Raw genomic sequence first — 13,194 nt, forward strand, 5'->3', positions numbered from 1 at the left:
CATGAAAATCATCATTGCACCCGACTCCTTCAAGGGCAGCCTGACCGCCAAGGAGGCTGCAAAAGCCATCGAACGCGGATTGCAACGCAGCCCCCTCAAGGCCGAAATGGTCCTGGTGCCCATGGCCGACGGCGGCGAGGGCACGGTCCAGTCCCTGGTCGATGCCACCGGAGGCCATATGATCCAGACCCAAGTCACCGGACCCCTGGGCCAGACCGTGGACGCCAGCTACGGCATCCTGGGCGACGGACGGACGGCCGCCATCGAGATGGCTGCGGCCAGCGGCATCCAGTTCGTCGACGAACAGACCCGAGATCCACTGGTCACCACCACCTATGGTACGGGCGAACTGATCAGCAAAGCCCTGGACCAGGGCGCGCAGGAGATCATCGTAGGCCTCGGCGGTTCGGCCACCAACGACGGCGGTGCCGGCATGGCCCAGGCCCTGGGTGCCCGGCTGCTGGATGCTGACGGACGGGAATTGAGTCAGGGAGGAGCTGCACTGGCTCGACTGGACCGAATCGACGTCTCCGGGTTGGATCCCAGGCTTGCAAGCACCCGCATTCGTCTGGCCTCGGACGTGACCAACCCCCTGACCGGTCCCGAAGGAGCCTCTGCCGTCTTCGGGCCGCAAAAGGGGGCGGACCCATCCATGGTGGCCACCCTGGATGCGGCCCTGGGCCACTATGCAGCCGTCATCCGCAAGGACCTGCACCGGGAGGTGGAGACCAAACCGGGGGCAGGGGCCGCCGGAGGTCTGGGCGCAGGATTCCTGGCCTTCACCCCGGCCGTTATGGCCTCAGGCGTCAATATTGTCGTAGAGACCACACGCCTTAAGGAGCTGGCCCGCGGCGCCGACCTCTGCTTCACCGGCGAGGGCGGCATCGACTTCCAGACCGGTTTCGGCAAGACCCCCATGGGCACAGCCCAGGCCGTCAAGGAGTCCTCCCCCGGCTGCAAGGTCATCGCCCTGGCAGGGAACGTGGGTGCAGGTACCGAAGAGCTCTACAAGGTGGGCATCGATGCCATCTTCAGCATCAGCCCCGGGGCCGTCAGCCTTGAGGAGGCCATGGCCAAAGCCGCCGACAACCTTGCCGCAGTGGCCGAGAACATTGGCAGACTCCTGGCCTGATCCGGCTCTCGGATCAGCAGAACACAAAAGGGGCTCCGGATGCCTTGCGCACCCTGAGCCCCTGGTAATCAGAACCCCTGTCAGAACTCCTGTTCGGCACAATCATCAGCAGTAATGCCGGACAGTTGGAAGGGATCAGTCGAATTCGGTGATGACTGAACGGATGACCTCACCGTTGACCAGCTGCTTGTAGGCCTCGTCAATCTGGCTCAGCTTGATGTGCTGGCTGACGATGTCATGCATATTCAGCCGTCCGTCCACAGCGAAGTCAGCATACATAGGGATGTCGTGCTTGATGTTGGTGGAGCCCATCCAGACACCCTTGAAGCCGCGCTGGTGGACCAGCAGGTCAGCCGGGTTGATCTCCAGGGAGACCGTGGCATCCGGCTTGGTCAGGCCGATCGGGTAGGCGGTGCCGCCCACGCCCAGCATGTCCCAGGCCTGCTTCATGGTGACGGGCAGACCGATGGCCTCGAAGGCCTGGTCCACGCCGCCGTCGGTCAGCTCGCGCACCTTGGCCACAGGATCCTCGTTCTTGGAGTTGATGACGTCGGTGGCGCCGAACTTGCGGGCGAACTCCAGCTTGTTGTCCAGCAGGTCGATGGCGATGATCCGCTTGGCGCCGCAAATCCGGGCTCCCGAGATGATGTTCAGGCCGATGCCACCGGTGCCGATGACGGCCACGGTGTCGCCGGGACGCACATGTGCGGTGTTGATGGCCGCTCCGGCTCCGGTGATGGTGGCGCATCCGATGCAGGCGGCCTCATCCCACTTGACCTGGTTGTTGACCACAGCCAGCTGGTTCTCGTGAATCAGGGCCTTCTCGGCGAAGCCGCCGGTGCCGAAGGCCTGGGTGATGGGCCGACCGTCTGGGAAGGAAAGACGGGGCTTCTCGCCCGCACCGCGCACGCACTCCTGCTGCTGGGTGCAGGATTGGGGCTGGCCCTTGAGGCAGTTGGCGCAGTGTCCGCAGACCTGCTCCAGGGAGGCCACCACGTGGTCGCCCACCTTGATGCCGGACACCTCGGGGCCCACAGCCTCGACGATGCCCGAGATCTCATGGCCTATCACAGCCGGGAAGGGGAAGAACTTGTCGTCATCCTCGACCAGATGCAGATCCGAATGGCACAGACCCGAGGCCTGCACGTCCACCAGGACCTCCGCGCCAATGGGGTCATCAATGATGATCTCCTCGGGCTGGGCAAACCCCTTGCCGATGCCGTAAGCAATCGACGCCTTGATCTTCTGAGGCATAAACCATCTCCTAATCACCATGCCGCCACCGGCCTCATGCCAGGCAGGGCAAAAACAACGTTGAATATTCCGCTGTGACCACGGCCATCCTCAATGTATGCACCGCTGCCGCAGACCACCTTCATGCTAGCAGGAAAGAGAGGCCAATCAGCATTTAGACTGGCCCGGGGAAAGGCCTCCGGCGTTTCCTCGACGGGGACTCCAGGCATCCATAGAATGGGTTTCATGTGTGGACGATTCGCGGCCGACCTGGACTACTCCAGCCTGGCCCAACACTACGGTGCCCGGCAAGCTTCGGGACTGCCCGAGCCCTCCTGGAACATCAGCCCCGGATCGGTCATAGCCCTGGTGGCCCAGGACCGACATGGGCAACGGCACCTGCATCCGGCCCGCTGGAACCTGGTCCCATCCTGGTCCGAAAGCGACCAGATGGCCTACCCCACCCACAACGCGCGGGTGGAGAGCGCCCTGACCAAGCGGACCTACGCGGACTCGGCCAAAAGTCAGAGGGCCATCATTCCGGCAAGCGGCTACTACGAGTGGACACCTGACCACCAGCCCTACTACTTCCAGGCCCCCGACGGCCACACGCTGAATATCGCAGGACTCTACTCCTGGTGGCGTGCCAGACCTGGCCAACCCTGGCTGCTGACGGCCACCATCCTGACGACGCAAGCCACCCCGGAGGCCGCCCGGGTGCACGACCGGATGCCCCTGCTGATCACTGACGAGAGCCTGGACTCATGGCTGGACCCAAGCGTGAACGGCAGGGCGGTTCTGCCCAAGGCTGTGGAACCCGGCCGTCATGCCTCTGAAGGATTGACCATGCACCCGGTGGCGCCCTTGAAAGGTGACGGTCCGGAGCTGACCGAGGAAATGGCCCTGGACCAGAGGGTCAAGAGAATTTAGAGGGTTCGCAGGATTCAGATGGTGAAGCCCAGCTCCCTTGCCGCCTCGGTGGGGACCGGGTCGTAGGCCCAATACTCGCTCAGGTTGTCGTCGGAGGACAGGCTGCGAATCTCGGCCTTGTCGATGTAGACCTCGCCCGACAGATGGTCGGTCTCATGCTGGAAGATGCGGGCCGGCCAGCCGTGCATGCGCTGGCGGTGCTTGCGCCCGGAACGGTCCTCCCAACTGGCCGTGATGTCCAGCCAGCGCCGCCGAACCGCTTGGAATCCTTCCAGGGACAGACACCCCTCGTAGAAGGCCGCGGTCTCCTGCCCGATAGGCTCATAGGAGGGGTTGATGATGACCCTGAAGGGCAGTTCGTCGATCTGACGCGGATCATCCTCGTCGTCGCGGACATGATCCTCTATGACGGCGATTGCCAGGCCCAGGCCCACCTGAGGTGCCGCCAACCCCACGCCCGGTGCCTCAAGCATGGTGGCCCGCATGGCCTTGAGCAGCCTGTTCAGAGTCTTGGCTGCCAGTTGACCCTTGTAGGGCTTGGCCTGCCGGCGAAGTACGGGCTCGCCCATCTGCACAATAGGCAGGAGCTCTTCTTTGCCGGCCTCGGCCAGCATGGATTCCACCCGGTGGTTGAGATCGGCGTCGAAGGCCGCCGTTCTGCCGAACATGGATGATTCCGCCTTTCCTGGGTCGTCGGTTCAGATGGCCAGCTCGTCGGCCACGACTGAGGCCAGCCGCTGGCAGACCTGGTCGGCCTGCTCCTGGGTGGCCGCCTCGACCATGACCCTGACCAGAGGCTCGGTGCCCGAGGGCCGCAGCAGGACCCGGCCCGTGCTGCCCAGCATCCGCTCCTCCGCCTCGACCGCATCCTGGACCTTGGCATTGGTGCGGGCCGCGTTCTTGTCCACACCGGAGACGTTGATCAGCTGCTGGGGCAGCTGCGGGAAGTCGGCGGCCAGCTCCTTGAGGCTCTTGCCCGAGCGCACGACCTCCTTGGCCAGGGTCAAGGCAGTCAGGGTCCCGTCGCCCGTGGTGGCGAACTCGCGGTTGATGACGTGCCCGGACTGCTCGCCGCCCAGGGTATAGCCTCCGCGCAGCATCTCCTCAAGGACGTAGCGGTCGCCCACAGCCGTCTGGACGGTGACGATGCCCATCTGCTTCAGGGCCAACTTGAGTCCCAGGTTGCTCATGACGGTGACCACCAGGGTGTCGTTGGCCAGCTTGCCCTCACGCTGCTTGGCGCGGGCCAGAATGCCCATGATCTGATCGCCGTTGACCATGGTTCCCTCTTCGTCCACGGCCAGGCAGCGGTCGGCATCCCCGTCGAAGGCCACGCCCATGACCGCGTCCGAGGCCTTGACCATGGCCTGCAGCTGCTCGGGATGGGTGGAGCCGGCGTGCTTGTTGATGTTGTATCCGTCAGGCGAGGCGTTGATGACCACCACGTCCGCACCGGCCCGGCGCAGGGCCTCGGGAGCTACCACCGAGGTGGCTCCGTTGGCGCAGTCGGCCACGATCCGCAGACCGTCCAAGGGCTTGGTTTGGGTCTTGTCAGGGGCCACAGGGGCCACGGCCTCCACCAGATGGTCGATATACATGTTGGTGGCGGTCACCGTGTCATGGGAGACGCGGCCTACGCCCTCACCCACCGGGCGTTCCCAGTCCTGGCCCAGGACCGATTCGATGTCGTCCTCCTTGGAATCCTGGAGCTTGAACCCGCCCCGGGCGAAGAACTTGATGCCGTTGTCCGGCATGGGGTTGTGGGAGGCGGAGATGACCGCCCCCATCTCCACGTTCAGCACACTGGTCAGATAGGCGATGCCCGGAGTAGGAATGATGCCCACGTCGATCACGTCGAAACCGCCCGAAGACATGCCGGCAGCCAGGGCCGAGGCCAGGAAGTCCCCGGAGACCCGGGTGTCGCGGCCGATCAGTGCCCGTCGGCGGCCCGCGGACCGATCCGCACCACGGCCCAGGACCCTGACTGCTGCATCGCCCAGATCAAGGGCCAGCTGTGCGGTCAGGTCTCTATTGGCTAAACCGCGTACACCATCGGTACCGAATAATCTGGGCATTTGCTCTCCTCCGAACGTACCATCCTGCGTGCAGACAACAGATTCATTATGGCCCCGCCCCTGACCCGTCGCTACTTGGGCCGGGGCGGGCAGAATACTCAGCGCAGACGCTCGTTGTATTCGCGGACCTTGAGTATGCGTCTGGAGGACTCCGTGTTCTGGATGATCATCCCACGCAGGGCCTTGGGTGCCTCAGCATGGTCGGCCAGCCAGGCATCGCCCGCCTTGACCAGGGCGGCCGGGTCGGCCTTGGTCGGGTAGAGTCCGCCCGCCGACAGGGGGTTGAGCAGGGTCTCCGCGATGTGGAAGGTCTTCTGGGTCCAGACCTCGTCCACGGCTGCGAAGAAGCGGTCCACGTAGGGCGCGAAGAGCTCCTGGTCCCCTGAACCGGAGAAGCCGTCGGCCAGGGCCTCGATCTGCGAATTGGTCAGATCCTCATTGTGCAGAGCCTGATCCCAGGCCCAGGCCTTGGCCTCGGAAGTCGGACGTGCAGCCCGGGCTCCCATGGCGAACTCGCGGTTCTCCGTGGTGTCTTTCGCGGCCAGCTCCCGGTCGATCTCGCCGTCAGCCAGCAGGTCGTGGGCAGACAAGGCGTGGATGATCAGCCAGCGGGTGTTGTTGTCGACGGTCAGCCCCTCCAGCTTCAGGTCGCCGCTCAGCAGACCCCGGGCGTGGTCCTCGAAGTCGGCGTCGTCTCCGTAGCCCAGGTAGGCGCGGACCAGCTGGAACTGCTCGTCCGAACCGGGTTGGGCCTTCATGGCCAGATCCCAGAGCGTGCTGGCCACCAGCTGCAGCATGGGCTGACGGCGACGGGAGGCGGTGAAGTGGTGGGCGGCCGTGGAGATCTGAGACAGGGCGTAGCGGAAGGTGGTGGACTGGTGCTCGGTGGCCAGTGCCTTCAAGCTCAGGCTAATGAAGCGCTCAGCAGGGAACTGCGCATCCCTGGTCATGTCCCAAAGGCTGAGCCAGACCACGGCCCGGGCCAGACGGTCCTCGATCCGGTACAGGTTCTGCGTGGCATACTCCAGAGAATCCTGATCCAGACGCAGCTTGGCGTAGGTCAGGTCGTCGTCGTTGATCAGAATCAGGGCCGGACGCTTCTTGCCGACGACCTGGGGCACTTCGGCTCCCTGGCCGTCCAGATCCAGCTCGAACCGGTCTGTACGCACCACCTTGCCGGACTGGTCCTCGTCATAGAAGCCCACAGCCAGGCGGTGAGGACGCAGGACCGGATGCTCCTCGGGGGCGGTCTGGTCAATCCGCATGGCGGTGATGGTCCCCTGCTCGTCGGTCTGCACCTGGCTGGTCAGCGTGGTGATGCCGGCCTCCTCAAGCCAAAGACGGGACCAGTTGCCAAGGTCGCGGCCGCTGGTCTTCTCCAGCTCGGTCAGCAGATCCTTCAGGGTGGCGTTGCCGTGGGCATGGGCCGTCAGATAGTTGTGGATGCCCTGGAAAAAGCGATCACGGCCCACGTAGGCGACCAGCTGCTTCAGCACGGAACCGCCCTTGGCGTAGGTGATGCCATCGAAGTTGACCTCGGTGTCATGCAGGTCGCGGATGGGGGCCACCACGGGGTGGGTGGTGGGCAGCTGGTCCTCGGTCAGGGCCCAGCTCTTCTCGCCGGAGCAGAAGGTGGCCCAGTCGTCGGTCCACTCAGTGGCCTCGGCGGTGGCCAGGGTCGACATGAACTCGGCGAAGGACTCGTTCAGCCACAGATCGTTCCACCACTTCATGGTCACCAGGTCGCCGAACCACATGTGGGCCAGCTCGTGCAGGACGGTCTCCACGCGGCGGTTGATCTGGGCCCCGGTGGCCTTGGACTCGAAGACGTAGGAATCACGGAAGGTGACCAGGCCGATGTTCTCCATGGCGCCCGCGTTGTATTCGGGCACGAAGATCTGGTCGTACTTAGCCCAGGGGAAGGGCAGGTCCCAGGTCTTGGCGTAGAAGGCGAAGCCCTTCTTGGTCACATCGAAGAGGTATTCGGCATCCCCGTCCAGGGAGTCCTTCAGCGCCTGGCGGCAGTATAGGCCCATGGGGATGGTCCGGCCGTCCTCGTTATGGTACTCGCTGGTCCAACGGGCGTAGGGTCCGGCGGCGAAAGCGGTCAGGTAGGAGCTCATGACCGGGGTGGTTTGGAAGACCCAACGGGTCACGCCCTCGGTACGGCCGTTCTCCAGGGTTCCCTCGGCGGTGCGGCTGTCCAGGGCCTGATGGGAGGCGGGAGGCATGTTGGACAGAACCGTCCAGGATGCGGGGGCATCCACGGTGAAGTCGAAGACGGCCTTGATGTCCGGCTGGTCGAAGACCGCATAGACCCGGCGGGCGTCGGGTACCTCGAACTGGGAGTATAGGTAAACGTTGCCATCCGAGGGATCCACGCTGCGATGCAGACCCTCGCCTGTGCGCGAATACCGGCAGAGGGCCTCCACCCGCAGCTGGTTGTGCTCGCTCAGGTCGGTAAGCTCAATCCGGTCGTCCCTGAAGGCCAGGGCCGGGTCCAGACGCCGGCCGTTCAGCTCGATCAGGCTGACCTGGTCGGCAATCAGATCCACAAAGGTGGACTCCCCCGGCCGGGCATCAAAGTCGATCAGGGCGGTAGAGGGGAAGGTTGCAGGCCCCTTGGTCAGGTCCAGATTGACCTTGTAGCTGACATTGGATACGACGACGGCTCGCTCTTCGGCTTCCACACGAGTCAGATTGGCTCCGGGCATGAATTTCCTTTCGCGCATGGATGTCGGTGCCCCCACCGGCATCGGCATAGGTCCTGTATGGATATGGCATGTCAAGTCTAATGCGGACACCAGTCGACGGGCCAGCGGGACGGTTTCCCTCTTTTCTCACGGCGCAGTCCGGACGGGAATAGTCAGGCCTCCAGGCGGTTGTTCATGGTCCATGCTTTATGAGTCTGGCGGAAAGGGAGCGTCATGCAGGTCCGGACCGGGTTTACCACACAGCAGCTCAACATGCTCTGCCAGTACTCCTACGGGATCGGTCGAGGGGACGTCAAGACCCGGCCGGGCCTGCACTGGTTCGAGGATCCGACCCTGGGCAGCTACTGGGTGCTGCGCTCACGCTACTGCCCCGAAAACGGCTTCGAGGGGATGATTGCCGCCCAGAACATGGAGAACGGTCCGGACTATGCCCATTTGGTCGTGGTCTATGCAGGCACCAACCTGCGCGACGACCCTCGCCACGACATCCATGCCGCGCTGACCTGCTTCCTGCCACCGCTGAATGGGGAGCCGGGACAGACACAGCAGGCAGGCATCCTGGCCAGGCAAGCGCTTGACCTGGCCCGACACAAGGCGGGAACCGACCGCGGGGTGCTTTTTACCGGACATAGTCTGGGCGGAGGCCTGGCTCTGATCCAGGCGGCCGAGCAGGACCTGCCCGCCCGGGTCTTCTGCGCCGCCGACCCCTGGCGGGTGCTGGGCCAGGAGCAGCGTAAGCGGGTGGCCCGCCATTACGGGGACGGCAAGTTCCTGGACTACCGTCTGGGCAACGACAGGGTGACCGGGACTGCCAACCGTCTGCTGAGCGGACAGGCTGACCGCAGCGCCTGTGTGGTTTGGTGCGGCAAGGGACCCAGCAGGTTCGGACATTGGCTGGGCGACTTCGACTTCGACCAGGGCGGCGAGGTCCTGGTCGAAACTCCCATCACTTTGGCCGAATACCCGCGGTAACGTGGGAATTGGGCAGTCTCCAACGAGAGAGCGTCACCCGCCCGCAGGGATATCATGTTGGGTATTCAACTTCGTTCGTGCAGGGTCTTACACGCATATCAGAGAGGATATGCGATCTGAAAGCAATGATGTACTACGGCAAGGAAGTTGTACGTCTAAAGGACGTGCCCGAGCCTGAGCGCAAGCCGGGAACCATCAAGATTCATCCCGCCTTCACCGGCATCTGCGGTTCCAATGTTCATCTTTACTATGGCGGAGCCGTAAACGGGAGCGGGAATTCGCCCGACCATCCCCATCCGCTGACGTGAGAGACCCTACCGGTGGTCTTCGGCCGCGAGATCTCGGGTACCGTCGAGGACATCGTGGATAAGGGCTTCCGCCAGCTGCGTGAGGACACGGGAACCACGTCAAGGTCATCGTGAGCATGTAAGCGCTGCTGTCTACTGATAAAACTGAAGGCTCCGGTCGCCCAGATGGACGGCCGGAGCCTTCGGTATCAGTTGCAGGAAACGATGGTCAGTCCTGTGACTGCACGTCGGTGGCGATGTCGGCCACCACAGGCACGATCATGGGCCGACGGTGCAGCTTGCGTGAGATCCAGCCGCCCAGGGTGCGGCGCATCATCTGCTGGAGCTGGTAGGTGCCGGTGGTTCCCTTGGACATGGCATCCTCAAGCTGATCAATTATCTGGGCGTTGATGGACTTGAACTCGCTCTCATCCTCGGCCACGGCGTTCAGATAGAGCTTGGGGCCCGAGACGACCTTGCTGGTCTCGGTGTCGACCACGGCGAAGGCGGAGACGAAGCCCTCGGTGCCCAGAATCCGGCGCTGCTCAAGCTCGTCGTCGGTCAGCTGACCAACGGAGTCGCCGTCCACATAGACGTAACCGCAGGGCACGGACCCGACCACGGCGGCCTGGCCATGGTAGAGGTCCACCACATCGCCATCCTCGGCCAGGACCACGTTCTGCGGATCTACACCGGTCTTGACGGCGATCAGGCCGTTGGCCACCAGGTGCCGGTTCTCGCCGTGGATGGGCATGGCGCACTTGGGCTGCACGATGTTGTAGAAGTGCAACAGTTCGCCCTCGTCGGAGTGGCCGGAGACGTGGATGGCCGCGTTGTCGCGGTTGACCACCTTGGCACCCAGACGCACCAGCTTGTTGATGACCTTGTAGACCTCGTGCTCGTTGCCGGGGATCAGCGAGCTGGCCAGGATGACCGTGTCGAACTCGTTGATGGTGATGTCGCGGTGGGTCCCGTCGGCGATGCGGCCCAGAGCCGCCATGGGCTCGCCCTGGGATCCGGTGCACATGTAGACGATCTTCTCATCGGGGATGCTGTGGGCGTCCTTGAGGTCGACCACGGTGTCCTCGGGCAGGTGCAGGTAGCCCAGGTCGGAGGCAATGGACATGTTGCGGACCATGGACCGGCCGGCGAAGACCACCTTTCGGCCGAACTTGTGAGCGGCATCGACCACCTGCTGCACCCGGTGGACGTGGCTGGAGAAAGAGGCCACGATGATCTTGCGCTGGGCCTCGGCGAAGGCCTTGTCCAGGGCGGGGGCAATGGAGATCTCGGGCTTGACGAAGCCGGGGACCTCGGCGTTGGTGGAATCGACCATGAGCAGGTCCACGCCGGACTCGCCAAGCTTGGCGAACTCGCGCAGATCGGTCAGACGGTGATCCAGAGGCAGCGGGTCGATCTTCATGTCGCCGGTGTCGATGATGTGGCCTGCCGGGGTGCGCACGGAGACGGCCAAAGCATCGGGAATGGAGTGGGTGACAGCCACGAACTCCAGGTTGAAGGGGCCTACCTTGAGCTTGTCGCGGCCCTTGACTTCAACCTTGGTGGGCTTGAGATGGTGTTCCTCGCACTTGGCGTCGACGAATCCCAGGGTCAGCCTGGATCCGATCAGGGGGATGTCCGGACGCAACTTGAGCAAGTAGGGCACACCGCCGATATGGTCCTCATGCCCGTGGGTCAGCACCAAGGCGTCCACCTGGTCCAGCTTGTCCTTGATGTAGCTGAAGTCAGGCAGAATCAGGTCTACGCCCGGCTGCTCCTCCTCGGGGAAGAGCACGCCGCAGTCGATCAGCAGGATGTGACCGTTGTACTCGATCACATTCATGTTGCGGCCGATTTCGCCCAGGCCACCCAGGGGAACGATGCGCATGGAGCCCTTGCGATACTTGGGGGGTGCTACCAGATGCTGCTCGGTCTGGGTGCCCTTGCCACGGGCGATGGCGCCGTTGCGACGGTTGCGGGATTCGCCCCGGAACCTGCTTGACCCCTGCTTGCCATTCTTGGAGGAGGACCGACGACTTCTGCTCTTGCCGGTCGTGTTTGATTCTTCTTGTTTTCTTGCCATAGTCACTTGTGTTTCTATCATCTGTGCCCCTGCCTATACAGGGGCGACGTCGCTTTGAGGACTGATTCAGATCAGCCCGGCAGCCTTCATGCCCTTGCGGGCAAGAGCCACCTGGTCCTCATCGGGACCCAGATTGGGCAGCCTCATGGCCGTCTGGTCCAGTCTGCCGGCCGCTTTCAGAGCGGCCTTGGCCATGACGGCCTGCTGCCCTTGGCCGTTCAGAGCCTGGACCAGCGGGTCCAGACGCACGGCCAGATCCCTTGCGCCATCCAAGTCGCCAGCATCGAAGTCGTCAGCCAGACGCTTCATGGGTCCGGATGCCACATGAGCAATGACCGAGATGATGCCGACCGCGCCCAGGGCCAGGAAGGGCAGATAGAGCCCGTCGTCGCCTGAATACCAGGTCAGGCCGGTCTCCTCGCGCTTGCGGGTCATGGAGGCCAGGTCGCCCGTGGCATCCTTGACGGCTGTGATCCCATCCAGCTCTGCCAGCCGCCGGTAGGTGTCCAGCTCGATGTGTAGCCCGGTCCGTCCGGGCACATCGTAAAGAATGATCGGTCGCTGAGCCGACTGGCATACCGAACGGAAGTGGGCCACCACCCCATCCTGGGAGGGCCGCGAGTAGTAGGGCATGACCACCAGCAGGGCATCGGCCCCGGCCTCCTGGGTCATCTCCACCATGCGTACCGTGTGCGCCGTGTCGTTGGATCCCGCTCCGGAGATGACGGGCACATCGACGGCATCCTTGACGGCCCTGACCAGGTTGACCTTCTCCTCCATGTGGGTGACGGGAGACTCGCCTGTTGTGCCGTTGACCAGGATGCCGTCGGCCCCATCGGCCACCAGGGTGCGGGCCAGATTGGCGGCAGCCTCATAATCCACGGATCCGTCCTTATTCATAGGCGTGATCATGGCGGGGATCACCCGTCCGAAGGGTGCAGGAGGAAGCAGATGGGTAACGGTCTCGGTCATATCTTCACGCTACTTGCAGATGGGGACGCTCTTGCGGATATCAGAACAGGTAGTGGTCCAGGCCCACGGTCAGTCCTGGAATGCTTCCAGCACGGCGCACGGCCAGGAGGACTCCGGGCATGAAGGAGACACGCTCGAAGCTGTCTGCGCGAATGGTCAGCTGCTCGCCGGGGTTGCCCATGAGCACCTCTTCATGCGCGTTGAGTCCCCGCAGCCGGACGGCATGGACGTGGACACCGTCAACCACCCGACCCCTAGATGCATCAGGCTGCTGGGTTGCGTCGGGCATGGGACCCATACCAGCCTTGCGACGGGCTTCGGCAATGGCGGAAGCGGTCCCCAGGGCAGTGCCGGAGGGGGCGTCGACCTTATCGGGATGGTGCATCTCGATCACCTCTGCCGACTCGAAGTAGCGGGCCGCCATGGCTGCGAACCGGTCGGCCAGCACTGCAGAGATGGCGAAGTTGGGAGCGATGAAGACGCTGAGCCCGGGATGCTCGTCCAAGGCCTGCTCGACCTGGTCCAGGCGCTCCTTGGTCCAGCCGGTGGTGCCGATGACGGAGTGGACCCCCTGCCCTATCAAGGTCAGGGTGTTGCCCAGGACTGCATCGGGGCTGGTGAAGTCGACCGCCACATCCGTGTTGCTCGGATTGATCGCCGCCGGATCGTCATCCGGGCCCAGCAGCAGGGCCGTCTGCATATCCTGCGCGTCATTCAGAGCACGCACCACCTCGGTTCCCATGCGTCCGCCTGCACCCAGCACCGATACGCGAATCATCGGCTGCCTCCTTCTTCA

11 protein-coding genes are annotated in these 13,194 nt (G+C 63.8%); 4 read left to right on the plus strand and 7 right to left on the minus strand.

The window, feature by feature from the left end; genetic code table 11:
• Position 1 precedes the first annotated feature (1 nt).
• Positions 2 to 1,132 (plus strand): glycerate kinase, encoded by a 1,131-nt coding sequence (locus H3T90_RS02990; RefSeq protein ID WP_198229537.1) that lies wholly within the window; start codon positions 2 to 4, stop codon positions 1,130 to 1,132.
• 135 nt (positions 1,133 to 1,267) lie between these two features.
• Here H3T90_RS02990 and H3T90_RS02995 read toward each other — a convergent pair whose 3' ends face one another.
• Complete coding sequence (locus H3T90_RS02995) at positions 1,268 to 2,386, minus strand: zinc-binding dehydrogenase (protein WP_052323105.1); 1,119 nt, start codon at positions 2,384 to 2,386, stop codon at positions 1,268 to 1,270.
• Between the two features lie 225 nt (positions 2,387 to 2,611).
• On the opposite strand from H3T90_RS02995, the gene H3T90_RS03000 reads away from it, so the two are divergent.
• Positions 2,612 to 3,295 carry an SOS response-associated peptidase gene (locus tag H3T90_RS03000; RefSeq protein WP_198229538.1) on the plus strand — a complete coding sequence of 228 codons (684 nt, stop codon included), beginning with the start codon at positions 2,612 to 2,614 and terminating at the stop codon, positions 3,293 to 3,295.
• A gap of 14 nt (positions 3,296 to 3,309) precedes the next feature.
• Here the strand turns inward: H3T90_RS03000 and H3T90_RS03005 are convergent, their stop codons facing one another.
• From H3T90_RS03005 to pepN, 3 genes are all read right to left on the minus strand, one after another.
• Positions 3,310 to 3,963 carry a peptide deformylase gene (locus H3T90_RS03005; RefSeq protein WP_198229539.1) on the minus strand — a complete coding sequence of 218 codons (654 nt, stop codon included), beginning with the start codon at positions 3,961 to 3,963 and terminating at the stop codon, positions 3,310 to 3,312.
• A 30-nt stretch (positions 3,964 to 3,993) separates the two neighbouring features.
• Positions 3,994 to 5,370, minus strand: a complete 1,377-nt coding sequence (gene glmM / locus H3T90_RS03010; protein ID WP_110424962.1) for a phosphoglucosamine mutase — start codon at positions 5,368 to 5,370, stop codon at positions 3,994 to 3,996.
• A 98-nt stretch (positions 5,371 to 5,468) separates the two neighbouring features.
• Complete coding sequence (gene pepN / locus H3T90_RS03015; protein WP_198229540.1) at positions 5,469 to 8,084, minus strand: aminopeptidase N; 2,616 nt, start codon at positions 8,082 to 8,084, stop codon at positions 5,469 to 5,471.
• Between the two features lie 213 nt (positions 8,085 to 8,297).
• Between pepN and H3T90_RS03020 the strand changes: the two genes are divergently transcribed.
• Complete coding sequence (locus tag H3T90_RS03020) at positions 8,298 to 9,056, plus strand: Tle-like phospholipase domain-containing protein (protein WP_198229541.1); 759 nt, start codon at positions 8,298 to 8,300, stop codon at positions 9,054 to 9,056.
• Positions 9,057 to 9,181: 125 nt separating this feature from the next.
• On the plus strand, positions 9,182 to 9,364 hold the full coding sequence (locus H3T90_RS03025) for a hypothetical protein (protein ID WP_176694628.1): 183 nt from the start codon (positions 9,182 to 9,184) through the stop codon (positions 9,362 to 9,364).
• Positions 9,365 to 9,572: 208 nt separating this feature from the next.
• Here the strand turns inward: H3T90_RS03025 and H3T90_RS03030 are convergent, their stop codons facing one another.
• The 3 genes from H3T90_RS03030 to dapB all read right to left on the minus strand — a co-directional run bounded on the left by H3T90_RS03030 (position 9,573) and on the right by dapB (position 13,176).
• Positions 9,573 to 11,426 carry a ribonuclease J gene (locus H3T90_RS03030; RefSeq protein WP_198229594.1) on the minus strand — a complete coding sequence of 618 codons (1,854 nt, stop codon included), beginning with the start codon at positions 11,424 to 11,426 and terminating at the stop codon, positions 9,573 to 9,575.
• A 66-nt stretch (positions 11,427 to 11,492) separates the two neighbouring features.
• Positions 11,493 to 12,398 carry a 4-hydroxy-tetrahydrodipicolinate synthase gene (gene dapA / locus H3T90_RS03035; protein WP_198229542.1) on the minus strand — a complete coding sequence of 302 codons (906 nt, stop codon included), beginning with the start codon at positions 12,396 to 12,398 and terminating at the stop codon, positions 11,493 to 11,495.
• 40 nt (positions 12,399 to 12,438) lie between these two features.
• Positions 12,439 to 13,176, minus strand: a complete 738-nt coding sequence (gene dapB / locus H3T90_RS03040; RefSeq protein WP_198229543.1) for a 4-hydroxy-tetrahydrodipicolinate reductase — start codon at positions 13,174 to 13,176, stop codon at positions 12,439 to 12,441.
• Positions 13,177 to 13,194 lie beyond the last annotated feature (18 nt).

The sequence above is a fragment of the Bifidobacterium polysaccharolyticum genome, from assembly GCF_016101585.1.
Taxonomy (GTDB): Bacteria; Actinomycetota; Actinomycetes; order Actinomycetales; family Bifidobacteriaceae; genus Bombiscardovia; species Bombiscardovia polysaccharolytica.